Below are 23,066 nucleotides of genomic sequence, written 5' to 3' on the forward strand. Positions count from 1 at the left end.
TCAGGTGACTCGCGCTGACCTGCAGTTCTGGCAGAGTGCCCGCCATGGCAAACGTCTCAGCGCACGACTGGTCGATCTTCCTGTTGATCGTCAGTCTCCGGCTGGTGGTCCCGCTGTTCATCCCGCGGTTCCCGCTGCCCGCGCTGCTGGCCTGCCTCGTGATCGACGGCATCGACCAGACGGTGTTCGCCACGTTCACCGACCTGCCGCTCGACAACTACCAGTCCTACGACAAGGCGCTGGACATCTACTACCTGACCATCGCGTACCTGTCGGTGATCCGGAACTGGCGCAACCCGTTCGCCCTGGGGGTCGCCGCGGCGCTCTGGTACTACCGGCTGGTCGGGGTCCTGGCGTTCGAGCTGTCCGGCGAGCGCTGGCTGCTGATGCTCTTCCCCAACACGTTCGAGTACTTCGTCATCGCCATCGAGGTCGTGCGGACAAAGTGGGACGCGGGTCGCCTGCGCAACCGCGCGTTCGTCTGGACCGCCGCGCTCATCTGGGTGTTCATCAAGCTGCCGCAGGAGTGGTGGATCCACGTCGCCCAGCTCGACTTCACCGACGAGTTCAAGGAGCGCGTCCTGGGCGTGCCCGGCGACGCGACGTGGGCTGAGGGTGTCCAGAACCGGCCGTGGGTGGTCGTCGGGCTGATAGTCCTGGTCGTGGCGCTGATCGTCATCGGGATGCGGCTGGCCAAGCGGCTGCCCCCGCCCGCCTGGCCGTTCACCGTCTCCTCGGACGAGGTCGCACGCCACGTCGGCTGGGAGCCGCGCGGGACGATCGACGTGGCCCCGCACGGCGTCGGGCACGTTCTCGAGAAGGTCGCGCTCGCCGGACTGGTCACGATGATCATGTTCCTGTCCTGGCCGCTGCTCGACGCCCCGCTCACGAGCGTCGCGCTCGTCGTGACGGCCACGGTCCTGGCGTTCGCGGGGATCGCGGTGTGGCGCGCGCGGGCCGGTCGGTCCGGCGCCGCGCACCTCGGTGTGCAGGTCGCGATCAACACCGTGATCAGCGGTATCGCGATGGTGGTGTTCGCGTCGCTGGCGTCGCGCGGCTCGTCGGACCTGTCGTTCGGCGACGTGCTGCTGTTCGCCTACATCGTCGCGCTGATCGTGACCCTCTACGACCGCTACTCGGCCCGCCGCGAGGCGAGCGTCGACGAGCCGGCACCGGTGCCGGTCACGGCGTGACGAGCGCCTCGGGCGGCCGGTAGCGCACGACGAGCGCGCGGATGCCGCGTGCCGCCAGGATCCACAGGATCACCGTCAGCGCGACGGCCGCCAGGGGTGGGACGTAGAACGGCAGAACGTCGGCCCAGCCGGGCATCGGCTGCCCGCTGCTCGTCAGGGCATAGACGCGCACGTCGGTGTGCAGCACCACCCACGCCATCGCCGCGGCGGGCAGGAGGTAGCCGGCCGCCCGCGCGGGGACGCGGCTGCGGGCGAGGACGACGGCGACGCCGATGACCAGGACGAGCACGAGGGCCACGACTCGCATCGCGCGCACGCCCGGTGACGCCTCGACGGTGGTCAGCGACCACGGGTTCGGCGGGCCGAGCAGCGGTGTCCACAGCGGGACGGTGAGGACCACGGCGACGATCGCGAGCACCCGCACCGACCCGGGTCCGGGCCGGATCCTCGCGACGAGGCCGATCAGTCCGAGGGTGGTCACGGTCCACAGGAGCAGCGTGAGCACGCCGAGGGCGGCACGCCACAGCGCTCCTCCCGACGAGGAGGAGTAGACCGTGCTGCTCAGCGGCGCGTAGGCGAACCAGCCGAACGACCCGCTCGGCCCGCTGCGCAGCCAGAGCCGCCCGACGAGCACCGCGGGCACGACGACGAGCGTCGCGACCACCGGCGTCAGGCGCTTCATGCGCACACGCTAGAGGTGCTCAGTCGTTGGCGCGGAGGTTTCGCCAGATCTCCCGGCGCGCGGTCTGCTCGACCGGGTCGGCCACGGGCAGCGACGCCAGGAGCCGCTGCGTGTACGCGTGCCGGGGCGCGCCGAGCACCTGCTCACCCGTGCCCTCCTCCACCAGGACGCCCCGGTGCAGGACGGCGATGCGGTGTGCGAGCAGGTCGACGACGGCCAGGTCGTGGCTGATGAACAGGCACGCGAACCCGAGCTCGGCCTGCAGACGCGCGAAGAGGTCGAGCACGCGCCGCTGCACCGAGACGTCGAGGGCGGAGGTGGGCTCGTCGGCGATGAGCAGCTCGGGGTCCAGGGCGAGCGCCCGCGCCAGGCTGGCGCGCTGCCGCTGACCGCCCGAGAGCTCGTGCGGGTACCGGTCCCCGAACGCCTTGGGCAGCTGGACCGCCTCCATCAGCTCGTCCACGCGCCCGCGAGCCGCCTGGGCGTTGGGGGCGAGTCCGTGCACGACGAGGGGCTCGGCGACGCACTGCGCGATGGTCAGCAGCGGGTTGAAGCTGGTGGCGGGGTCCTGGAACACGAACCCGATCCGGCGCCTGATCGGCCGGAACGTCTTCTCCTTGACGCCCAGCATCTCGACGCCGAGCACGCTCAGCGACCCCTGGCTGACCGGTGTCAGGCCCGCGATCGCCCGGCCGATGGTGGTCTTCCCGCTGCCGGACTCGCCGACCAGGCCGAGCACCTCGCCCGGCCGGATCTCCAGGTTGACCCCGTCGACGGCCGTGAAGTCCGGCTGCCGCAGGCGCCCGCGGTAGACGATCCGCAGGTCGCGTGCCGCGACGACGGGGGTCGCCGACGGGTCCACGTCGACGGACTCGAAGGCGGCGTCCTCGTCCGAGACGATGACCCGGTCCCGGAAGCGTCGGCCACCCAGGCGCGGCACGGCGTCGAGCAGCGCGCGCGTGTACTCGTGCTGCGGGCTCGCGAAGAGCGTGAGGACGTCCGCCTGCTCGACGATCTCGCCCTTGTACATGACCGCGACGGTGTCGGCGAGGTCCGCGACGACACCCATGTTGTGCGTGATCAGGACGACCGCCGTGCCGAACTCCTCCGGGATCCGGCGCAGCAGGTCGAGGATCTCGGCCTGCACGGTGACGTCGAGGGCCGTCGTGGGCTCGTCGGCGATGATCAGGCCGGGGTCGAGCGAGATGGCCTGGGCGATGACGATGCGCTGCTTCTGCCCGCCGGAGAACTGGTGCGGGTAGTGGTCCACGCGGTGCTCGGCGTCCGGGATCCCGACACGGTTCAGCACGTCGATCGCCTTCGCGCGCGCCTCGGAGCGGGACATGCCGGTGTGCACGCGCAGGCCCTCGGCGATCTGCCACCCGACCGTGAAGACCGGGTTGAGCACCGTCGACGGCTCCTGGAACACCATGGCGGCGTCGCGGCCACGGACGTCCCGCAGGTCCTTGCCGGTCAGCGTCGTGATGTCGTGCGTGTCCGACCCGTCCTTGCGGGTGAGCAGCACGGCGCCGCTGGTCAGGGCGGTCTCGGGGAGCAGCCCGAGGATCGCGCGGGCGGTGACGGTCTTGCCCGACCCGGACTCGCCGACGATCGCGAGCACCTCGCCCGCGGCGACCGAGAGCGAGACGCCCTCGACGGCGCGGACGGTGCCGGCATCGGTGGCGAACGAGATGTGCAGGTCGCGGATCTCGACGACGTTCCCTGTGCGGGGAGCGTCCTGCGTGGCGGTCATGTGCGGTCCTCGTCGTCGATCGGGGCGCCGAAGAGCTCGTCGCCCGTGCCCTCCAGCAGGTCGATGCCGTCGATGCCCTCGGCGCCGGCGCTGAGCACGCCGCCGGGCACCACCGTGACGGCTCCGACGACGCCTGCCGCCTGAGCGGCCGCACGGCGACGGCGCAGGCGCGGGTCGGCCAGGTCGTTGAGCGACTCGCCCACGAGCGTCACGCCGAGCACGGACAGCACGATGGCCAGGCCGGGGAACGTCGCCGTCCACCAGATCCCGCTGGTCACGTCGGAGAGCGACTTGTTGAGGTCGTAGCCCCAGTCCGCGGCGACCGTGGGCTCGATGCCGAAGCCGAGGTAGCCGAGGCCCGCGAGGGTCAGGACGGCCTCCGAGCAGTTGAGCGTCAGGATCAGCGGCAGGGTTCGCGTGGAGTTGCGCAGGACGTGCCGCGTCATGATCCGGATGTGCCCGGCGCCGATGACACGGGCCGACTCGACGAACGCCTCGGACTTGATCCGGACGGTCTCGGCCCGGATGACCCGGAAGTACTGCGGGATGAACACGACGGTGATCGAGATGGCGGCGGCCATGATGCCGCCCCACAGGGACGACTGCCCGCCGCTGATGACGATGGCCACCACGATGGCCAGGAGCAGGGACGGGAACGCGTAGACGGCGTCGGCGATCACGACGAGCACGCGGTCCACCCGGCCGCCGAAGTACCCGGAGAGCAGGCCGCCGATGACGCCGATGAAGATCGAGAGCAGCACCGCGGTGATCATGACGAGCAACGCCGGTCGGGCTCCCCACAGGCACCGCGACAGGACGTCGTACCCGGCGACGGTCGTGCCGAACCAGTGCTCGGATGACGGCGGCTGCTGGGAACCGAAGAGCTGGTCGCCGGTGCGGATCTGGGCGAAGCCGTAGGGGGCGAGCCAGGGCGCGAACACCGCGGTGATCACGAAGATCGCGGAGATGACGAGGCCGCCGACGAGCATCGTGCGCTGCAGCCCGACGCTGGCTCGGAGCTGGTGCACGACGGGGAGCCGGCTCCAGAGGGAGGGCCGGATCGGCGCGATGGGGTCTGTGGTGGGCGCTGTCATGTCAGAACCGGATCCTGGGGTCGATGAGCGCCGCGATGACGTCGACGACGAAGTTGGACAGGGCGACGATCACGGCCAGCAGGACGACCATCCCCTGGACCGCCACGTAGTCGCGTGCCTTCACGTACTGGATCAGCTGGAAGCCGAGGCCCTTCCACTCGAACGTCGTCTCGGTGAGGACCGCGCCACCCAGGAGGAGGGCGATCTGCAGGCCGATGACGGTGATGATCGGGACCAACGCGGGTCGCCAGGCGTGCTTGCGGAGCAGCCGTCGCTCGCTCACACCCCGCGACCGCGCCGCCTCGATGTACCCCGTGTGCAGGGTGCCGATCATGTTCGTGCGGACGAGCCGCAGGAAGATGCCACCGGTGAGCAGGCCGAGCGCCACGGCGGGCAGGATCGCGTGCAGGAGCACGTCCTTCAGGATCGCCGGGTCGCCGGTGCTGATGGCGTCGATCGTGTAGAGGCCGGTCTGCAGGCCCTCGTGCTGCATCGCGATCTCAGAGCCGGTCGACGCACGCCCGGCGACCGGGAGCCAGTCGAGCCAGACCGAGAAGATGAGCTTGAGCAGGATGCCGGAGAAGAAGACGGGCGTCGCGTAGGCGAGGACCGCGCCCAGCCGCAGGCCGGCGTCGGCCGACCTGTCGCGGCGGGCGGCCGCGATCCGGCCGAGCGGGATGCCGATCGCGAACGCGACGACCAGCGAGTAGAACGCGAGCTCGAGGGTGGCGCCGCCGTAGGTGGTGAGGACCTCCGTGACCGGTCGGTTGTCGGAGATCGTCGTGCCGAAGTCACCGCGCACCAGGCGGCCGAGGTACTCCATGTACTGGGTGAACAGCGGCCGGTCGTAGCCCGCGGCGTGCACGCGCTCGGCCAGCTGGTCGGGGGGCAGCCGCCCGCCCAGCGCGGCGGTGATCGGGTCGCCGGTGGTCCGCATCAGGAGGAAGACGGTGGTGACCAGGATGAAGATCGTCGGGAAGATCAGCAGGAACCGCACCAGGAGGTACGAGCCGAGCCCCCCGCCCTGCTTCTTCCTGGGTGCGTCGGGCTCGAGCTGATCGGTCTCGCCGGGCGCTGCGTCGTTGGGTGCCCCGGTGATGGTGGTCGTCATGGTTCCTACCTGTGCTCTGGTGCGAGGAGTGTGCCGCATCACGCGGCGGACCGGGCGGCCGACGCCCACGTGTCGTGGGGCCGGACCGCCCGGTCCGTTCCGAGCGCTGTGATCAGCCCTTCGCGAGCGCCGCGTAGCGGAACTTGAACGAGGCGTCGAGCGTGTCCTCGGTGCCGGAGACGTCCTGGCCCACCACGGCGACCTGCGCACCCTGGAGGAGCGGGACGGTGGACAGGTCCTTGGCGACCGCGTCCTGGATGTCACCGATGAGCTTGGTGCGGGCGTCCGGGTCGGGCGTGGTCGCCTGCTTCAGCACCATGTCGTTGACGGCCTGGTTGTCGTAGTGGTTCGACAGGAAGTTCTTCGTCAGGAAGAACGGCGTCAGGTAGTTGTCCGCGTCCGAGTAGTCGGGGAACCAGCCCAGCTGGTACTCGGGGTAGACGTCCGCCGTGCGGTCCTTGGAGTACTGCACCCACTCGGTGGTCTGCAGGTTGACGGTGAACAGGCCGTCCTTCTCCAGCTGGTCCTTGATCTGGGCGTACTCGTCGGCCGACGAGGGGCCGTAGTGCTCGCTCGAGTACTGCAGGTTCAGGGTGACAGGGGTCTCGACGCCGGCGTCCTCGAGAGCAGCCTTGGCCTTGTCCGCGTCGGGGCCGCCGGAGCCGTCACCGTAGAGGCCCTTCAGCGCCTCGTTGGCGCCGGTCAGGCCGGCCGGGACGTAGGAGTACAGCGGCGTGTAGGTGCCCTTGTAGACCTGCTCGGAGAGGGCGTCACGGTCGACGAGGTCCGCGACGGCCGAGCGGACGGCGAGCGCCTTCGCCGGGTCGGCCTCGGGCGTCGTGGCGCCGAACGGCATCGTGTCGAAGTTGAAGACGATGTAGCGGATCTCTCCGCCGGGGCCGTCCACGACCTTGACCTTGTCGTCCGTCTTGAGGTCGGCGATGTCGGTCGCGGAGAGGCTCCGGAACGCGACGTCGATGTTGCCCTCCTGGACGTCGAGCTTGAGGTTCGACGAGTCGGCGTAGTACTTCGCGTTGACCACGTCGGTCTTCGCGGCGCCGAGCAGACCCTGGTAGTCCGGGTTCGCCTTGTACGAGATCAGGTTGTTGAAGTCGTAGTCGGTGATCGTGTACTGCCCGGCGAACGCGTTCCCGGCGACGATGTCGTCGTCCGGCGTGAGCGCGTCGGCCGAGAAGACCTCCTCGTCGACGATCGGGCCGACGGGGCTGGACAGGATCTGCGGGAAGATCTGGTCGTCCGGGGACTTCAGGTGGAAGACCACCGTGGCGTCGTCGACGACCTCGGTGCTGTCGAGGTTGTAGAGCAGCGACGACGGGCCGTTCTCGTCGGCGATCTTGACCTGGCGGTCGAACGTGAACTTCACGTCGGACGCGGTGAGGTCGTGGCCGTTGGCGAACTTCAGGCCGGGCTTGAGCTTGACCGTGTACTCCGTCGGTGCCGTGAACTCGGCCGACTCGGCGATGTCCGGCTCGACGTCCGGGCTGCCGTACGGGGTGTTCAGGAGGAACGGGAAGACCTGGTTCTGCACGGCGAACGAGCCGTTGTCGTACGAGCCGGCGGGGTCCAGCGTGGTGACCTTGTCGGTCGTGCCGATCGTCAGTGATCCGCCGCCGCTGGTGCCCGAGGTGCTGCCGCCGTCTCCGCCGTCGTCGTTGCCGGAGGAGCAGGCGGTCAGGACCAGGGCTGCTGCCGCAAGTCCTGCGGTCGCCGCGATGACGCGACGACGTGATGCGTGGGAGGTCATGCGCTACGTACCTCTTCTGTCAGGCCGCGGGGCGGGTGCTACGACCCGCGACTGGTTTCGGTTACCTATGAGTAGCACACCGATGTTGCGGACATGACGAGGTTCTTACTGGTGAGTAACATCCCGGTCTCGGGACGGTATCGATCGAACTGCTGCCCCCTACGCGTCCGGTACCGGGATGCCGTCCTGGTCGAGCGGCGTCGCCACGTCGGACCGCACGCCGAGCCGGTCGGCGACGATCGGCCCGGTGAATCCGTAGACCACGGCGGTGGCCAGCACCACGCCGAACACGACCGGCACCAGGTGCGGGAACGGCTTGCCAGCGTTCTCGAACTGGAGCGCGAACAGGCTCGCGGTCGAGGCCGCCACGATGCCGCGGGGGGCCATCCAGCCGACCATCAGGCGTTCTCGTCGGGACAGCACGGTCCTCGACGTGGCGATCCAGGCCACGGCCGGCCGCAGGAAGAGGACCAGCAGAGTGACGAGGACGAGCGTGCCGAACGCGTACGTCACGAGCGCATCGAGGTCCACGCGCGCGGCGAGCACGATGAACAACGAGCCGATGAGCAGCGCGCCGATGTGGCTGCCGAACTCGTGCAGCGCGCCCAGCTTCACGAACCGCTGGTTGGCCAGCGTGACGCCGAGGGCGGTGGTCGCCCAGAGGCCCGACTCCTCGAAGAACGACTCCGCCACGGCGAACGCGGTCAGCGCGAGGGCGAGTGCCAGGACGACGTGCATGGATGCAGGCACGCGTGCGAACCGGATCAGGACCACGTACAGCGCGGCCGTGAGCACGCCGGTCGCGATCCCCGTCAGCCCCGTCTGGAACAGCCCCTGCGGGTGCTCGTGGAGCGCGTAGTTGGTGATGCCGAGGGCGACGGTCGCGCCGATCGGGTCGATGAAGATGCCCTCGAACGCGAGTACCGACTCGAGCGGCTGCTTGGGTCGGATCACCGCGAGCAGGGGCCCGACGACGGTCGGTCCGGACACGATGAGGATCGCGCCGATCACCGCGGCGCGGGCCGCCGGGAGGTCGAAGACCATCCAGGTGAGGATCGACGCGCCGATCCCCGTCAGTGCCGCCCCGACCGTGACCAGCCCGAGCACCGGCCGTCGCGCCCCGCCGTGCAGCCGCCGGAAGTCGAGCTTGAGCGACTCCTCGAACAGCAGGACCGAGACGGCCATCGAGACCAGCGGGAAGAGGTCGTCGCCGAGGATGTCGTCCGGGTTCACCCAGCCCAGCACCGGTCCGACGAGGAGGCCCAGGAGCAGCAGCAGGATGATCGACGGGATGCCCGTGGCCTTGCCCAGGAGCTGACCGAGGACACCGAACAGGACGATCGCGGCGATGCCGCCGGTGAACGCGAGCTCCATGGGAGCCATCATGTCGGGCCCGGGCCGGGAAGCGGGCAGTCCGCTTGCCGACAGGCCAGGTGAGTGCCCTTGCCCCGGGCACAGGGGTCGCCGGCCCGGTCAGAGCGAGACGCAGCGGGCCATCCTCGACGCGCCCGGCGGTGCTGGCGCCTACGCCTAGAGGGACGCCCCGGCGAACTCGGTGCGCAGGCGGTCGGTCTCGTCCTGGACGTGCAGGGCGATCTCGGTGAACTTCTCCGCGTGCTCGCGGGCGTGGTGGCCGCAGAAGAGCAGCTCGCCGACGGGGAGAGTGACACGGACGTAGGCGCGCGCGCCGCAGCGGTCGCAGCGGTCGGCGGTGGTCAGCGGTTGCGTCTCCATGGTGTTCATATCGGCGTTCAACCGGCGGACTGGAGCGTTCGTTCCCGGGGTTCGCTCAGCGCGTAGCGTGGTCGCGTGCTCCTGAACCAGCGCACCGCCGACGGGATCCGCAGGGGCGACGTCACCCTGGCGTTCCGTCGCTGGGCCACGCCTCGGGTCACCCCGGGCGGATCCTTCCTGTCGTCGGTCGGGGTCGTGCGCGTCGGTTCCGTCGACGAGGTCTCCGGCGCGACGCTCGACGAGGCTCTCGCGGCCGGCGCGTCGTCCGTCGACGAGGTGGTCGGCGGCCGGACCGAGCTGCCGCTGTTCCGGGTCGAGCTCTCGTGGGGAGGCCCCGACCCGCGCGACGCGCTCTCGGCGGACACGTCGTTCACGGCCGAGCAGCTGGCCACCCTGACGGCGACCCTCGCCCGCTGGGACGCCCGCGCCCCGTGGACCCGGCAGACGCTCGAGCTCATCCGCGACCGGCCCGCCACCCGCGCGCCGGACCTGGCCGCCTCGCACGGCCGCGAGACGCTGCCGTTCAAGCGCGACGTCCGCCGGCTCAAGGAGCTCGGGCTGACGCACAGCCTCGAGGTCGGCTACCGGCTCTCGCCCCGAGGTGCCGCGTACCTGGAGCGCACCGGCCCTTGAGAGCCGCGGTCGAGGGCGTCGACGACGACCCGGCGCTCGCGGACCTGTGGGGTGCCACGACGTCGTAGCCTGCCCGGGGCCCGTCAGGCCGGTGCGATCGTCGTGACGGTCCCGTTGCCGCCCCGGAACTTCAACGCTCCCTCGTCGACGAACAGGACGCCGCCCGTGGAGGCCGTCGCCGGGACCGCGCTGCTGCGCAGGAACACCCCGCCGTCGGTGCCCAGCTGGTTGGGGGCTCGCCGGTAGAGCTGCGTGTCGCGGTCGGTGGCTCCGGTTCCCCACTGCATGGTCCCGTCGACGAGGGCGGCGAACCGGCGTGCGACGTCGCCGGTGACCTCGCCCTGGACGATCCGGGCCGTCGGGTCGGTGCCGGCGACGAGGATGCCCTGACCGCCCGCCACCAGCGGGGTGACGGTGAGCCCGACGCCTCCGCGCTGGACGACCTTCACGCCCGCGGACGTGCCCGCGTCACCGCCGAGCTGCACCAGGCCGGTGTCGCGGTCCACCTTCAGGGGCGAGTCCTGGTAGCTGTTTCCCGCCTTGTAGCGCCGCAGCTCGAGGTCCGCGTCGGTCCGGGTGGTCCGCAGGGTCCACCGGGGCTGGGTCGCGCCGACCTCCGTCGAGAACGTCAGGTCCTTCGGGTGGGCGTCCGAGCCGACGATCCGCAGCTGCTCCTCGGCGCTGCCCACCTGGAGCTCGAAGTCCGCCATGTTGGTGCGCACGGCCGAGCGGTCGGTGCCGATCTTCCCGGTCACCGGGTCGATGATCTTGACCTCGAGCCGGGTGCGCAGGGCGCCGCTCGCGTCGGGCACCTCGAAGTTGATGTGCCCGTGCCAGAGGTTCTTCTGCAGGCTGCTCGGGTCGTCGTTGTTGAGGAAGTGCGCGCCGATCCAGGCGATCGTCACCGGCTGCGTCGGGTGCGTCTTCAGCCAGGTGTAGTCGCCGTCCGGGTAGTGCGGCTTCGGCCAGTTCCCCTGGTACGTGAGCATCCCCTTGGCGCGCGGGTCCTTGAGCTGCACGCGGACGGACTCGCCGTAGGAGCCGAAGTGTGGCTGGTAGGTCTCGAGCACGATCCGGCCCGTCGAGTCGTAGTAGCCGGGCCCACCCGTCGTCCCGCCGGCCGCCGACGACTTCACGAGCAGGGTGCTCGGGTTGGCGGAGCTGCCGATGGTGACGTCGTCGTCGAAGGTCATGGCGGCCGGCAGGACCGACGCCTGGCGTGCGACCGCGTGCGGGATCGCGGCGGCCGACTGCGCCGAGGACGCGGCGACGGCGGCCGCCGCGACCGTCACGGCGCCGGCGCGGAATGCCGCACGGCGGGTGATGCCCGTGGGCGCGGGGGGTGTGGGGACCGCGAACTCGTGGCGCGAGACCTCGGCGCCGTCCTGCTCGAGCACGGCCGTGTAGGTCCAGGCGTCCAGCGCGCGCCCCGAGGTGTCGGTGAACCCGGGCTGGTCGGTCGCGGTCAGGGTCACGCGGGCCGTCCCGTCGTCCGCCAGCTCGACCACGACCGGTCGGGGCGCGACGACCGCCCCGGTGGCGCGCCAGACGCGCACCGTCGACGAGGTGACGGTCAACCGGCCGGTCCACGGCTCGCCGACGTCGTCGACGAAGGGACCGAGCGTGACGGGGACGGTGCGGACGGCGGCAGGCAGCACAGAGGTCTCCCGAGGGTGGGGGCGACGATGCGGGTGGGCGACTCCTGCGCGGGCGGTGCCGGCGGGTCGCGGACGGACCTCGACGGGTCCGGTCTGGTGCCGTGGTGCGTCCGACGATCATGCATGCCGATCCGCGGTCCGTACAGGGGTCGCGACGAGCGGTCGTCGTCAGCGCCCGAGCTCGAGCCGCATGACGACCCGGTCCCTGCCCCCGCTGTGGCCGGTGGTCGGGGCCGCCTGCGTGAACCCTGCCGACTCGAACAGGCGGCTGGTGCCCACGTACCCCGAGATCACGTCCACCCGGTCGTCGTCGGTGAGCACGACCGGGTCCCCTCGACCACCTCGGCGCCGCTCGCCCGCGCGTGCGCGACCGCCCCGGCGAGCAGCTCGTGCATGAGCCCCTGGCGCCGGAAGCGCGGCCGCACCACGAAGCAGACGACGCTCCACGCGTCGCGGTCGTCGACGAACGGGATGGTCCGCGAGTGCATGAGCCGCCGGTAGCTGCTGCGCGGTGCGACCGAGCACCAGCCCGCGACCTCGCCGTCCACGTACGCGAGGACCCCCGGGCCCGGCTCCGTCGCGCACTCGTCGCGCATGTACTGCGCGCGTTCCTCGTTGGGCACCCGGCTGTCCCGGTACGACATGCACCAGCACCCGCCGCCACCCGGCTTCTTGACACCGACGACCTCGAAGAAGTCGTCGTAGCGCCCGAGGGCCGGGACCACCTGCAGCGACATGGGTTCAGGCTACGGAGCGGTTCTGACACCCGCCCGGTAGGCCCGCGCAGATGCGCTACGAGTCACGCATCCAGCGGTATGTCGGTAATGTCGACGTGTCGCGACGCCCGACCGGGCGCAGCCGGACTACGAGGAGGACCACCGTGGCAGTTGGTGCCGAGCTCAGCACTCTCCAGGCGCTGTTCAAGACCTTCCAGCAGAACGCTCAGCAGGCCGCCGACATCAAGTCGCATGTCGACCAGGGGGTCAACGCCGCCGAGTGGACAGGCAAGTACGCTGACGACTTCCGGGCCCTGTGGCAGGACTATCGCGCGAACCTGGACAAGCTGCAGGAGGCGCTCGACGGCGCCGCTGCGGACGTCCGGACCAACCACAACAACATCGCTGCAGCCACCGGCGAGGGCGACCGGATCTGAGCGGGTCGATGTGCGGCCCGCCCTCGTAGGGGGCGGGCCSCACGTCTGTCCACGAGCACGAGAGGCAGGACGTGCGACTGATCCTCAGCGTCGCGGTCGACGGGGCGCACGAGCCGGTCGACGTCGTGCTCGAGTGCGCGCCGGGCGCACGCGTCCGCGACGTGGCGCGCGCCGTGGCGGCGCACGTGCCGAGCACCCAGGCGCGGGTCGTCCCGCGCGGTTCGGGTCACCTCGGTGTGGTCGAGGTGGGTCCCGCGGGATCCGACGAGGCGCCACCCCTGTGGTGGCGCGGCCGCGAGCTGGACCCCGACGAGCCGGTCGAGCGCTGCCCCCTGCGCCACGGTGCCGTCGTGGGGATCGGCGCCGATCCCGGAGACCCGTGGGAGGAGCCCACCGGTTCCTGCGAGGTGCGGATCGTGTCCGGGCCGGGCGCGGGGCGGGTGCACCGGCTGGCGGTCGGGCGGCACGAGATCGGCACCGGCGCCTCGGCGTCCGTGCGGGTCGACGGCGACGACCCCGCGTGCACCGTCGTCCTCGAGGTCGGTCCCGACGGGTCACGGACGCTGCTGCCCGCGCCGGCCGTGATCGGGTCCACGCGCCCGGCCCCGCACCGTCGCCGCCCGCTCGAGGGACCGATCGTCGTGCGCCGGGAGGGCGGCGACGAGGCGCCCGACCGCCGAGGGAGCCGCAAGTACTCCCGTCGGCTGGCCGAGGCCCGGCGCGGGCTCGACGGCATTTTGGAGATCGACCCCGAGGCCGACCGCCCGCTCGTGCACGTCGACCGGATCGCCCTCGAGACGCCCCGCGCGTGGCTGCCGGGGCAGTCGCTCGTCGTCGGCGACGTGGTGCTCGAGACCGCCGACGTCGGCCGGCCGGACGCGTCGCTGTCGCTCTCGCCGGCCGGCGCGACCCTGGACTACAACCGCCCCCCGCGGCTGCTGCCGCCGGCCCGCCCGACCGAGTTCCGGCTCCCCACCGAGCCGCGCTCGCCGGAGCGCCAGCGGTTCCCCCTGGCGATGATGGCGCTGCCGCTGCTCATGGGTGCCGCGACCTACGTGCTCACCAGGTCGCCGTACGGGCTCGTGATCATGGTGCTCTCGCCGCTCATGGCTCTGTCGAACTACATCTCCTCGCGCGGCAGCCGCCAGACGCAGCACGTCGAGGCGGTCCGCACCTACGCGCAGCGCACCGCACGCATCGAGCAGCAGGCGTACGACGCCCTCGGCGAGGAGAGCTCCGCGCGACGACGCGAGCTGCCCGACCCGGCCTCGGTCCTGCTGTTCGCGACCGGTCCGCGTGCCCGCCTGTGGGAGCGCCGGCGGACCGACCCGGACTGGATGCTGGCCCGGGTGGGCACCGCTGACGTGCCGAGCGAGGTGTCGCTCCACGACCCCGAGCGAGCGGACCACGAGCGGGTCCTGCACTGGACCGCCTCGGACGTCCCGGTCGCCGTGCCGCTCGCGCGCGCCGGGGTCACGGGGGTGGCCGGCTCCGAGCGCGAGCGTCGCCGCGTCGCCGCGTGGATGCTCGCGCAGGTCGTCACGGCCCACTCGCCGGCGGACGTGTCGGTGGTGCTGCTCGCGGACGGCGAGGGCGACGACGTCTGGGGGTGGGTGCGCTGGCTCCCGCACGCGCGTCGGGACGCCGGCCCGGTCGCCTCCGTGGGCAACGACGACGAGACGACCGCCCGACGCGTCGCCGAGCTGCTGGACCTCGTCGACCGCCGTCGCGAGGCCGCCCGCGGCACCGGGGCGCGCGACGTGGTCGCCGGACCGCCCGTGCTGGTCGTCCTGGACGGGGCGCGCCGGATCCGGATGCTGCCCGGCCTCGTGACGCTGCTGCGCGAGGGGCCGTCGGTCGGCGTGTACTTCCTCTGCATCGACGAGCAGGAGCGCCAGCTGCCCGAGGAGTGCCAGGCCGTCGTCGTGGTGAACGGCCTCGATGCGACCGTGTCGGTGGCGGGAGAGCAGCCGGTCGACGGGGTGCGGCCCGACGTCGTGCCGGTCGTCTGGCTCGAGCGGCTGGGTCGGTCGCTGGCGCCCGTCCGCGACATCAGCTCCGAGGACCTCTCGACGTCCCTGGTCACCACCTCCCGCCTGCTCGACGTGCTCTCGCTGGACCCGCCCGGGGCGGGGGCCGTGGCGGCGGGCTGGGCCCGCGGCGGCCGGACCACCCGCGCGGTGATCGGGGAGACGACGGACGGGCTGTTCACGGTCGACGTCCGTGCCGACGGGCCGCACGGGCTGGTCGCCGGGACCACGGGCTCCGGCAAGTCGGAGCTGCTGCAGACGCTCATCGCGTCGCTCGCGGTGGGCAACCGGCCCGACGAGATGACGTTCGTGCTCGTCGACTACAAGGGCGGCGCCGCGTTCAAGGACTGCAGCCGCCTGCCGCACACCGTCGGCATGGTCACCGACCTCGACGAGCACCTGACCCGCCGCGCGCTCGACAGCCTCGCCGCCGAGCTGCGCCGCCGGGAGCACCAGCTGGCGGGCGCCGACGCCAAGGACATCGAGGACTACCTGGCCGGGCGGTCCGCCGACGACGAGCCGATGCCCCGCCTGATGATCGTCATCGACGAGTTCGCGGCGCTCGTCGCGGAGCTGCCCGACTTCGTCACCGGGCTCGTCGACATCGCCCGCCGCGGGCGCTCGCTCGGCGTGCACCTGGTGCTCGCGACGCAGCGGCCGGCCGGTGTGGTCAGCGCCGAGATCAAGTCGAACACCAACCTGCGCATCGCGCTGCGCGTCACCGACCGCCACGACAGCCAGGACGTCATCGAGTCGGGCGACGCCGCCGAGATCCCGTCGAACCTGCCCGGTCGCGCGTACGCCCGTCTCGGGCACTCGAGCCTCGTCGCGTTCCAGTCCTCCCGGGTGGGCGGGCGCCCGCCGACGGCGTCGGACGGCGGGGGAGCTGTCGACGTCGCTCCGCTGGGGTGGTCCGCGATCGGCCGCCCGCCCGCTGTGCCTGAGCGGTCGGCGCAGGACGACAGCGACGCGCAGACCGACCTCGCGTCGCTGGTCACGGCCGTGCGGGCCGCGGCGGAGCAGACCGGCATCACGGCCCCGCCGCCGCCCTGGCTGCCAGCGCTGGCCACCGTCGTCACCACCGCCGACCTCGTCGCGCAGGGTGGCCCCGAGCTCGCGGCGACGCCGTTCCGTCTGCCCTACGGGCTGGTCGACCTGCCGGCCGAGCAGCGGCGCTCGGTCGCGACGCACGACCTCGAGACGGCCGGCAACCTGGCCGTCGTCGGCGCGCCCCGCTCGGGCCGCTCGACCGTGCTGCGTGCGCTCGCGGCCGCCGTCGCCACGCGCGTCTCGCCGCGCGACGTGCACGTCTACGGCCTCGACTTCGGCAACAACGCGCTCCTGCCGCTCGTCGCCCTTCCGCACACGGGCGCGGTGGTCACGCGCGACCAGCCGGACCGGATCGCGCGGCTGACGCGGCGGCTGCGGACCGAGATCTCGCGCCGGCAGCAGCTGCTCGCGGAGCAGTCGTTCGCCGACGTCGCCGAGCAGCGGGCCCGGTCCGCGCCCGCCGAGCGGCTGCCCTACCTCCTGGTCCTGCTCGACCGGTGGGAAGGGTTCATCCAGGCGTTCGAGGACTACGACGCCGGGGCGCTCGTGGACCTGTGGACGCAGATCCTGCAGGAGGGCCCGGGGGCCGGCGTGAAGGTCGTCGTCAGCGGCGACCGGTCGCTGCTGTCCGGCCGGGTCTCGACGCTGACCGAGGACCGCGTGATGCTCCCGATGTCGGACGTCGGCGACTACGGCGCGATCGGCATGAAGCCGCGCGACGTCCCGAAGAACCTGCCCGACGGCCGCGCGTTCCGGTCGCAGGGCGGTGCCCAGGAGCTGCAGGTCAGCCTGCTCGTGGAGGACCCGTCCGGGCCGGCGCAGGTGGCCGAGCTGCAGCGCCTGGCCCGTGAGGCCGTGCGCGACGACTCGCTCCCGCCGTTCCGCGTCGACCCGCTTCCGACCCGCGTGACGCTCGCCGAGGCCTCGGCCCTCGGCGGCCCGGCGCTCGGCCGCACCGCGGTGCCGGCCGGTGTCGGCGGCGACTCGCTCGCGCTGTTCGGCCTCGACGCCGAGGAGCACGGGCCCGGGGTGCTCGTCGTCGGGCCGCGGCGGTCCGGGCGCAGCACCGCGCTGCTGACGATGGGCGCGTCCGCGCTCGACCGCAGCTGGACGGTCGGCATCCTGACCCCGCGCCGCAGCCCGCTGCGGGACCTCGCACCCCGAGCCGTGGGCGCCCTCGACCTCGACGCGACGCGCGACCAGATCGCCGAGCTGCTCGGGGCTCTCGTCCCCGTCGACGACACCCCGGCCCTGCTGCTCGTCGACGACCTGGAGCTCGTCGGCACCGACGGACCCATCGCCGACGCGATCGTCGCGCACCTCGGCGCCCTGCGGGACCGGCCCGGCCTCGTCGTCGGCGCCGGCTCGGCCGACGACCTGTCGAGCGGCTACCGCGGTCCGGCGGCGACGATGAAGAAGTCCCGCAACGGCATCCTGCTCGCGCCGGCGTCTCCCAACGACGGCGACGTCTTCGGGCTGCGCGTGCCGCGCTCCGCGCTGGGTGCGTCGACGCCGGGCCGCGGGCTGCTCGTGACCGCCGGCTCCTGGCAGCTCGTGCAGGTCCCCCTGCCCTGACCCCTCAGGACACCGGAGCGGTCAGGACACCTCGGCGCGGAACGGGACGAGGGCCTCGTTGAGGGCCGCGCGAAAGGCGTCGGGGTCCTTGGTCTGCACCAGCGACCTCGTGCCGTCGCGCATGGTCAGGCCGATCACGCCCGTCCCCATGGCCTGCGCGTAGGCGCCGCCGATGATCTTGCCGCCCAGCGTCTCGCCCGGCTCCGAGACGCCGTAGGGGTGCAGGTCGGACAGCTCGACCCGCGCCCGACCGACCCGCAGCAGCGAATCGGTCAGCGTGATGTTCCCGTAGCGGCCGGTGCTCCACATCGTGATCGCCGCGATCACGGCGAGCATGCCGACGATGCTCGTCGCCAGCCAGATCGTGCTCGTGTCGACGAGGAACAGGGCCACCCACGCGACGACGACGATGACGGCGAAGACGAGCCACGCGCGTGGGCTGGGGGAGCGTTCCTGGTACCGGATCACCGCGGCATTCTAGGACGAACCCCTCACAGGAACTCCATCCGGGCGATCCGCTGCGCCTTGGGGAGCAGCCCCTTGTGGGCGCGTTCGAGGACCCACATCACGGGCATGAGGACCTCGACGAGGCTTGCGCCGTCCCGCCACGAGACGGTCGGCGGCCCGGCGGGGGAGCGCGGGTGCGCGGGCACCGGGCGCAGGGTGTGCGTGACGACCGGGTCCTTGTCGCCGGCGCGGGTCAGCTCCATGCGGTCCGCGAGGAGCGTGCCGCCGGGTCGCCAGGTCCAGGTGCGGCCACCGGGTCCGTCCACCCGGAACGCCCACCGGTCCCGGCCGCTGCGCTCGCGCTCGACCGCGACCGCGTCGCCCAGGACGGCCAGCGGCATCGTCGAGTGGTGCCACAGGAACGTGTCCGGCCCGCTGTCGTCGAAGTCGGCCTTCCCCGAGACGATCTCGCGCGAGCCGTCGGGCTCCGCGATCGACGAGGTCAGGACCCGTCCGAGCCGCCAGCTCACGTCCACCGCGATCCCCGCGATCACGAGGTCGCACCGGTGCTGGTGCGGCGACGTGGCCGGCAGGGTCGCGAACTGCTGGTGCGTGATCTCGTCGACGACCTCGACCGAGCCGGCGACGCCGAGCGGGGCCCAGACGTCGGTCACTGCGGCTGCTTCGTCTGGGCGTCGAGCGCCTCCTGCTCCTTGTCCTCGGCCTTGCGCGCCTCGCCGCGCACCCGCGACGCCTCGTCGCGAAGGTTGCGGGCCGACGACCGAGCCGCCGAGCGCCACTGGTCCAGGGCGCCGCGGACGTCCGTCGCGTTCGCGCACTCCCACTCGGGCGACCTGGCCACGACCCACGCCGCGTCCACGCTCACCTCGACGTCGTCGGCGAGCGCCTCGAGGTCGCGTGCCTTGGCGTACAGCTCGGCAGAGGTCATGGGTCCCCCTCAGAACCAGTTCATGGGGTTGAGGTCCGAGTCCTTGACGTCGTCCAGGCGGTCGCCCGCCCAGTCGGCGGCCTTGTCGGCGGTGTCACCGACCCAGTCCGCGGCGTCGGAGACGGCTCCGGTGATGTCGTCCCAGTGCTCGACGACCTCCGCCCCGGCCCACACCAGGCCGGTGACGGCGACGAGCCCGAGGGTCACGGGGTTGGGCGCGATGAGGGCGGCCGTCATCGAGGCGTTGAACGCGGTCTCGGCGTACTCGCCGATCACGTGGGCCTTGCCCTGGGTCCCGCCCTCCTCCCAGAGCTTGTTGTTCTCGTCGAAGTTGTTCACCAGCCCGACGACGCCGTCGGCCGTCGCGAACGCGCTGCCGGCCACCCCGAGGATCCGCAGCGCGCCGGCGCTGGACGCCATGGTCCGCAGGCCGGACTGGTTGGCGATCGTGAACAGGTTGCCGGCGCCGCGCCCGTAGGTGACGCCGGTGACCGTGTTGGTCCACGGCCGCCCGAAGATGTTGTTGCCCCACGTCGCGGCCCGCTGCACGAGCTGACCGACCTTCTCGTTCTCCAGCATCGACGAGATCCAGGTCGTCGCCGAGACGCCCGGGCGGCTCTTGAGCATGGCCGCGACGAGCGTGGGCTCGGGCGTACCGCCCGGGAGCGTGTAGGGCTTGACCGCCGACGAGGTCCGCAGCACCCACGCGTCGAAGTCCTCGATCGTCGACGCCGCACGCAGGAGCACCTTCTGCGTCGTGTTCGGGACGAACGAGCCGGGCCGCGTGAACTGGATCTTGCCGTTGATGTAGTTGGAGTCGACGACGTTCAGCGCGCCGCTCAGCCAGTTGGCGAGGTCCACCCGKCCGGAGGCGACCAGGGAGTTGAGCGCGGGCTCGACGATGCCGCGCTGAGCGAGCCACCGGCTGAGGCCGGCGCCGCCCTTCAGGACGATCTGGGAGACGGTCGCCGTCACGGCGGCGCTCGCGGTGACGAGGTTCTGGACGTCGTTGTACGCGGCGACGAGCCGCTCGGCCTGCTCCGCGTCGCTCATGCCGGTGAGCTTCTGCAGCGCCTTCGCCTCGAGGTCCTCGAACCACTCGCTGAGGTTGGCGGGGTCACCCTCCCAGGCGTCGGCCGGCGTCCCGGAGACCTCGAGGGCCAGCGCCGCGTCCTCGACCCGCATGGACTGGCCCGCGACCTCGAGGGCCTGCTGCGGCGTCATGTGCACGCCCGCGAAGGTCGGGTCGGCCTGCGCCATCTGCTCGAGCACCCCGATGCGGGCCTGGAGGTCGCGTGTCGTGTCGAGCGCCCACTGGTCGGCTCCGTTGAGGCCGGCCATGTCCACCCGGGCGCCGAGCCCGCTCGCGCGGGCGAACAGGCCGGGCAGGTCGCTGGCGAGGTCGTCCAGCGCGATGACCGTGGCCGCCAGGACCTCCTTGTCGATCTTGACCGTCACGGCGCGGGGATCCGGTCGAGCACCGCCCGTAGATCCGCCGACGACGGGAGCAGGCTGCCGAGGAGCCGCCACACCTCACCGCCGGAGACGGGCCGGAACACTGCGGGAGTGTCCGGTGTGATGTCCTCGGATCGCAGCGGCTCGGCCGGCTGCTCGCGCACCCAGTACCCGCCCGGCCCGCAGTCCCACAGGGCCAGGCCGCGGGCGTCGGTGTCGATCTGCGGACCCCACACCATCGTCACGCGGGCCGTCGACTCCAGGAACGAGAGCGTCGCCATGAGCATCGTCCGGTCCTCGTCGGCGATCTCGTCGCCGAAGAACCGCTCGAGCTGCGCCGTCGCGACAACCCGCGCGGGCTCCCACGCGTCGTCGGACAGAGCCATGGTCTGCACGACCGCGTCGATCGCCCGCAGGGGCACCGTGAAGGGCGTCGCCACGCGCGGCACCTCACGTCGACGCAGGCCGATGAGCCGCGCGAGGATCCAGAGCACCTGCGGGAGCTCGTCCTGGCAGTACGTGACCGACGTGGCGTCGTCCTGCGGCCACGGGTCGGTGTACCAGACGGTCTCCTCGCGCACCGCGAGCAGCGCGCTGGCGGGACCCTGCGGGCCGGCCGTCTCGATCGCGCACTCGATCATCGGGCCCGACACGGTGCGCACCAGGTCGAGCACGAGCGGTGCCAGGTCGCCGTCGGCGCTCACGATCCCCGCGTCGAGGAGTGCCCGGCGGGCCTCGTCGGCCACTGGGTCGCCGTTGTGCACGAGCCGCAGGGTCTCGAACTCGTCGTCGCTCAGCGAGATCCGTCGTCGTACCGCGTCCAGCCGCGCCATCGTGGGCCCCCTCCGAAATGGTCGAATCCGGTCGAAACCCTACAGGGGCGCCCCCGGACGCGCAGCGACGGCACGGGCTCCGGCGCCGACGACGAGACCCCCGACAGCCGTGGTCGCCGGGGGTCTCGTCGGTGGTCAGCGCCTCGTCACGGGACGAGCGTGATCCGGTTCTGCGGGCCCGGTCCCTTCGGTCCGGCGCCGAGGTACGCGGCGAGCGAGTCGACGTCGAAGCCGGGTGCCGTGACGCGGTCGGTGGCGGCGGTGAGGTTGGTGAACCCGTCGCCCCCGTTCGCGAGGAAGTCGTTGGTGCTCACCCGATATGTCGCAGCCGGGTCGATCGGGACACCGTTCAGGGCAAGGTTGCTGACCTTGCTCCCGAGCGCCCCGGAGGCGGAGTACGTGTAGGTGAACCCGTCCGACACCTGCAGGATCTTGGTCGTGGTCTGGCCCGCGTAGCCCACGAACTGCTGCTCGAGGACCTCCTTGAGCTGGGCGCCGGTGACCGTCACCGTGACCACGAGGTTGTTGAACGGCTGCACCGTGAACACCTCGCCGTAGGTCACCTGACCCGGTGCCTCGCCGCCCGGAGAGCTGGCGAAGGCCAGGTCGGCTCGGATGCCGCCGGGGTTCATCAGCGCGAGCTGCACGCCGGCCGACGGGGTGTAGGCCACCATGCCGTCCGCGATGACGTCGCCGAGGGCGCTCTCACCGGCCGCCGACGTCGCCCGGGTGATGTCGGCCGTGATCGAGCCGACGACCCGGTTGGCCAGCGGTGCGACCGCGGTGCGGTACTTGTCGGCGATGACCTTGGCGTTCGGGTCGACCGTCGCGGGGTTGCGGACGTAGACGCCGGGCGCGGACTGCTGCCAGGTGCCGTCCGGGTTCTTCACGCCGTTCTCGACGATGAGGTTGTGCGCGTCGGCCGCGACGATCTTGTCGGTCTTCTTGTCGAGCGTCATGCTGATGTCGGTCAGGACCGTGCCGTTCGTCCCCGCGCTGGTCACGATGGTGTTCGCGCCCGAAGAGTTCGGCAGCGCGCAGCTGTAGGACCGGTGGGTGTGGCCGCTGACGACCACGCCGTACGCCGGGTCCAGCTTCGAGACGATCTCCGTCACGGCGCCCGAGAACCCGACGCAGCCGCTCGGGTCCAGCGGTGCCGGCCCGTTCTGCTGGCCGCCCTCGTGCAGGAGCAGGACGATCGACTTCACGCCGAGCCACTTGAGCGCGCGGGCGTACTTGTTGGCCGTGTCCGCCTCGTCGAGGAAGCTGACGTTCGTGATCCCGGCCGGGTTGACGATCCCGGGCGTGCCCTCGAGCGTCATCCCGACGAAGGCCACCTTCACGCCGCCCACGTTCTCGATCGTGAACGGCTGCAGGATCGGCAGGCCGGACTTCTTGTAGACGACGTTCGCGGCTAGCATCGGGTACTTCGCCCCGGCGAACCCGTCGCCGTCCTGGCAGCCGTCGACCGGGTGGCAGCCGCCCTTCTGCAGCCGCAGGAGCTCGGGGACGCCCTCGTCGAACTCGTGGTTGCCGACGCTCGTCACGTCGAGCCCGAGGCTGTTCATCTCGTCGACCGTGGGCTCGTCGTGGAACGCCGCGCTGACCAGCGGGCTCGCGCCGACGAGGTCGCCGGCGGCGACGGTGAAGCTGTACGGCGACTCGGTCTCCTGCTCGGCCCGCAGCTTCTTGACCGCGGTGGCGAGGTACTCGACGCCTCCGGCCGGGGTCCCGTTGACCAGCCCGCCGCTGCCCGTGGGCGGGTCGATCGCGCCGTGGAAGTCGTTGAAGGCGATGAGGTTGACGGTCACGGTCTTCGCCGGCTTGGGCGGCTTCGGTGGCTTTCCGTGGGCTTGCGCGCCTGCGGCGCTGGTCAGGACGAGGGTCAGGGCGGCGACGACGGCGGCGGCGCCCTGACCGGGGCGAAGGATCGGCATGGTGGCTCTCCTCG

At 72.0% G+C, this 23,066-nt stretch carries 20 protein-coding genes; 4 read left to right on the top strand and 16 right to left on the bottom strand.

Annotated elements, in window-relative coordinates; all coding sequences use genetic code 11:
* The first annotated feature begins 44 nt into the window (after positions 1–44).
* Entirely contained in the window at positions 45–1,193 is a 1,149-nt protein-coding gene (locus AC1DZC_RS08915) for a hypothetical protein (RefSeq protein ID WP_477042998.1), read from the top strand.
* Here the strand turns inward: AC1DZC_RS08915 and AC1DZC_RS08920 are convergent.
* The 7 genes from AC1DZC_RS08920 to AC1DZC_RS08950 form a co-directional block, all read right to left on the bottom strand.
* Complete coding sequence (locus AC1DZC_RS08920) at positions 1,183–1,875, bottom strand: hypothetical protein (RefSeq protein WP_477042999.1); 693 nt, start codon at positions 1,873–1,875, stop codon at positions 1,183–1,185. The two genes, AC1DZC_RS08915 and AC1DZC_RS08920, sit on opposite strands and share 11 nt — an antisense overlap.
* A 19-nt stretch (positions 1,876–1,894) precedes the next feature.
* Complete coding sequence (locus AC1DZC_RS08925; protein ID WP_477043000.1) at positions 1,895–3,628, bottom strand: ABC transporter ATP-binding protein; 1,734 nt, start codon at positions 3,626–3,628, stop codon at positions 1,895–1,897.
* Positions 3,625–4,722: an ABC transporter permease gene (locus AC1DZC_RS08930; protein ID WP_477038324.1), complete on the bottom strand. Its 1,098-nt coding sequence runs from the start codon at positions 4,720–4,722 to the stop codon at positions 3,625–3,627. The genes AC1DZC_RS08925 and AC1DZC_RS08930 overlap by 4 nt, the downstream gene beginning before the upstream one ends.
* A 1-nt stretch (position 4,723) precedes the next feature.
* Positions 4,724–5,833 carry an ABC transporter permease gene (locus tag AC1DZC_RS08935; RefSeq protein ID WP_477038323.1) on the bottom strand — a complete coding sequence of 370 codons (1,110 nt, stop codon included), beginning with the start codon at positions 5,831–5,833 and terminating at the stop codon, positions 4,724–4,726.
* Between the two features lie 112 nt (positions 5,834–5,945).
* On the bottom strand, positions 5,946–7,598 hold the full coding sequence (locus AC1DZC_RS08940; protein WP_477038322.1) for an ABC transporter substrate-binding protein: 1,653 nt from the start codon (positions 7,596–7,598) through the stop codon (positions 5,946–5,948).
* A gap of 159 nt (positions 7,599–7,757) precedes the next feature.
* Complete coding sequence (locus AC1DZC_RS08945) at positions 7,758–8,972, bottom strand: cation:proton antiporter (protein WP_477038321.1); 1,215 nt, start codon at positions 8,970–8,972, stop codon at positions 7,758–7,760.
* A 156-nt stretch (positions 8,973–9,128) separates the two neighbouring features.
* A complete protein-coding gene (locus tag AC1DZC_RS08950; protein ID WP_477038320.1) occupies positions 9,129–9,341 on the bottom strand; it encodes a DUF7455 domain-containing protein in 213 nt (70 codons plus the stop codon).
* Between the two features lie 66 nt (positions 9,342–9,407).
* On the opposite strand from AC1DZC_RS08950, the gene AC1DZC_RS08955 reads away from it, so the two are divergent.
* Positions 9,408–9,965 (top strand): hypothetical protein, encoded by a 558-nt coding sequence (locus tag AC1DZC_RS08955; RefSeq protein WP_477043001.1) that lies wholly within the window; start codon positions 9,408–9,410, stop codon positions 9,963–9,965.
* A gap of 83 nt (positions 9,966–10,048) precedes the next feature.
* Here AC1DZC_RS08955 and AC1DZC_RS08960 read toward each other — a convergent pair whose 3' ends face one another.
* From AC1DZC_RS08960 to AC1DZC_RS08970, 3 genes are all read right to left on the bottom strand, one after another.
* Entirely contained in the window at positions 10,049–11,623 is a 1,575-nt protein-coding gene (locus AC1DZC_RS08960) for a hypothetical protein (protein ID WP_477043002.1), read from the bottom strand.
* A gap of 168 nt (positions 11,624–11,791) precedes the next feature.
* Entirely contained in the window at positions 11,792–11,944 is a 153-nt protein-coding gene (locus AC1DZC_RS08965) for a hypothetical protein (RefSeq protein ID WP_477043003.1), read from the bottom strand.
* Positions 11,914–12,360: a GNAT family N-acetyltransferase gene (locus AC1DZC_RS08970; RefSeq protein ID WP_477043004.1), complete on the bottom strand. Its 447-nt coding sequence runs from the start codon at positions 12,358–12,360 to the stop codon at positions 11,914–11,916. Before AC1DZC_RS08970 ends, AC1DZC_RS08965 begins: the two co-directional genes overlap by 31 nt.
* Before the next feature lie 143 nt (positions 12,361–12,503).
* Between AC1DZC_RS08970 and AC1DZC_RS08975 the strand changes: the two genes are divergently transcribed.
* Positions 12,504–12,776 carry a WXG100 family type VII secretion target gene (locus tag AC1DZC_RS08975; protein WP_477038316.1) on the top strand — a complete coding sequence of 91 codons (273 nt, stop codon included), beginning with the start codon at positions 12,504–12,506 and terminating at the stop codon, positions 12,774–12,776.
* 71 nt (positions 12,777–12,847) lie between these two features.
* A complete protein-coding gene (locus AC1DZC_RS08980; protein WP_477043005.1) occupies positions 12,848–17,431 on the top strand; it encodes an FtsK/SpoIIIE domain-containing protein in 4,584 nt (1,527 codons plus the stop codon).
* A 21-nt stretch (positions 17,432–17,452) separates the two neighbouring features.
* On the opposite strand, the gene AC1DZC_RS08985 is transcribed toward AC1DZC_RS08980, so the two are convergent.
* The 6 genes from AC1DZC_RS08985 to AC1DZC_RS09010 all read right to left on the bottom strand — a co-directional run bounded on the left by AC1DZC_RS08985 (position 17,453) and on the right by AC1DZC_RS09010 (position 23,052).
* Positions 17,453–17,899: a DUF3093 family protein gene (locus tag AC1DZC_RS08985; protein ID WP_477043006.1), complete on the bottom strand. Its 447-nt coding sequence runs from the start codon at positions 17,897–17,899 to the stop codon at positions 17,453–17,455.
* Positions 17,900–17,922: 23 nt separating this feature from the next.
* Positions 17,923–18,552: a hypothetical protein gene (locus AC1DZC_RS08990; protein WP_477043007.1), complete on the bottom strand. Its 630-nt coding sequence runs from the start codon at positions 18,550–18,552 to the stop codon at positions 17,923–17,925.
* Positions 18,549–18,827, bottom strand: a complete 279-nt coding sequence (locus tag AC1DZC_RS08995; RefSeq protein WP_477038312.1) for a hypothetical protein — start codon at positions 18,825–18,827, stop codon at positions 18,549–18,551. The genes AC1DZC_RS08990 and AC1DZC_RS08995 overlap by 4 nt, the downstream gene beginning before the upstream one ends.
* A 9-nt stretch (positions 18,828–18,836) precedes the next feature.
* Entirely contained in the window at positions 18,837–20,285 is a 1,449-nt protein-coding gene (locus AC1DZC_RS09000; RefSeq protein WP_477038311.1) for a hypothetical protein, read from the bottom strand.
* Positions 20,282–21,115, bottom strand: a complete 834-nt coding sequence (locus AC1DZC_RS09005) for a hypothetical protein (RefSeq protein ID WP_477043008.1) — start codon at positions 21,113–21,115, stop codon at positions 20,282–20,284. Before AC1DZC_RS09005 ends, AC1DZC_RS09000 begins: the two co-directional genes overlap by 4 nt.
* A 146-nt stretch (positions 21,116–21,261) precedes the next feature.
* Positions 21,262–23,052: a bifunctional metallophosphatase/5'-nucleotidase gene (locus AC1DZC_RS09010; protein ID WP_477043009.1), complete on the bottom strand. Its 1,791-nt coding sequence runs from the start codon at positions 23,050–23,052 to the stop codon at positions 21,262–21,264.
* Between the last annotated feature and the right edge of the window lie 14 nt (positions 23,053–23,066).

The sequence above is a fragment of the Cellulomonas sp. P2_B4 genome (assembly GCF_056404795.1).